General features: G+C 46.6%; 1 protein-coding gene. It reads left to right on the forward strand.

Going from position 1 to position 1,443, the window contains the following annotated elements:
- Positions 1–6: 6 nt before the first annotated feature.
- Positions 7–1,317 carry a TolC family protein gene (locus tag F6K49_RS48800; protein WP_293109924.1) on the forward strand — a complete coding sequence of 437 codons (1,311 nt, stop codon included), beginning with the start codon at positions 7–9 and terminating at the stop codon, positions 1,315–1,317.
- Positions 1,318–1,443 lie beyond the last annotated feature (126 nt).

The raw sequence follows: 1,443 nt of genomic DNA on the forward strand, positions 1-1,443 counted from the left end.
TAGGAAGTGCAGATAGATGTCACACAGCCAATTACCCTCCAACAGACCATAGAACTGGCAAAGCGTAATAATCAGGAATTACAGCAAGCGCAACTGACCTTGGAACGTAATCAGTTTGTTCTTCAAGAAGCCTTAACTGCTTGGTATCCCAGTTTGTCAACAAGTGCACGAATTGATTATGGACAGGGTGCAAGAGGCCAGATAAGTGCTCAGGCAACACGTGACGCTCAAGGTCAAGAGACTGTGCCACCAGCTCAGCGTACGCCAAACCCTGGGCCGTCAGGAAGTTTCACTGCAACCCTAAGTTTAAATTATAACCTATACACTGGTGGGCAACGACCAGCACAAGTCCGTCTAGCTGAGGAACAGCTAAACTTACAGCAGCTGGAGGTAGAACGCCTCTCTGAAGAGATTCGACTTCAGGTCACCCTTGCCTATTACAATTTGCAAGAAGCTGATGCTCGAGTTGAAATTTCCCAAGCGGCAGTCACCGAATCCGCTCAGATTCTACGGGATACCGAGTTACTGGAACAAGCTGGTTTAGGAACCCGATTTGAGGTCTTGCAACAGCAGGTTGAGCTAGCCAATGACTCTCAAGGGTTGACCAACGCTCTGAGTGACCAACGTATAGCCCGACGTCAGCTGGCGGAGTTATTAAACTTATCTCAATCCGCAGAAATTACCGCAGCCGATCCCATCGAAATTGCTGGAAGTTGGGATTTATCTCTAGAACAGAGCCTGATCCTGTCTTATAAAAACCGATCTGAGTTAGAACAGCAACTGGTACAACGAAAGATCAACAAGGAACAGCGCACCATTGCTCTGGCTGCGGTCAGGCCCCAGTTGAGTGTATTTGGTCAAATCGACCTATTGGATGACTTAAATGATACTTTGGGTTTTGGTGATGGTTACTCGGTAGGGGCACAATTCCAGTGGAATTTCTTTGATGGCGGAGCAGCCATGGCCAGAGCAAAGCAGGAAGATATTGATGTTGCCGTAGCTGAAAGCAGTTTTGCTAACCAACGGGATCAAATACGCTTTGAGATCGAACAAGCTTATTCTCAATTAAACTCCAATGAAGAGAGTATTGAAACCGCATCCTTTGCCCTAGAAGTAGCAGAAGAGAGTCTCCGGCTAGCTCGGTTACGATTTCAGGCAGGGGTTGGTACCCAAACCGACGTAATTAACCAGCAAACTGCCCTTACCCGGGCTAGGATTAACCAACTTACTGCAATTCTGGGCTACAACCGCGCTTTGGCCAACTTGCAACGGGCAGTGAGTAATCTACCAGACAGTAAAGTTACTGATATTCCGTAGTATTCCATCAAAATTGAATGAAGGGGTAAACTAGACTCCTCCAAATTAGACACTAGGTATTAGATCCTAAGGATTAGGCACTAGGTATTAGACCTTAGGTATGAGAGCCTAAGTATTAGACCTTAG

The sequence above is a fragment of the Moorena sp. SIO3I6 genome (assembly GCF_010672095.1).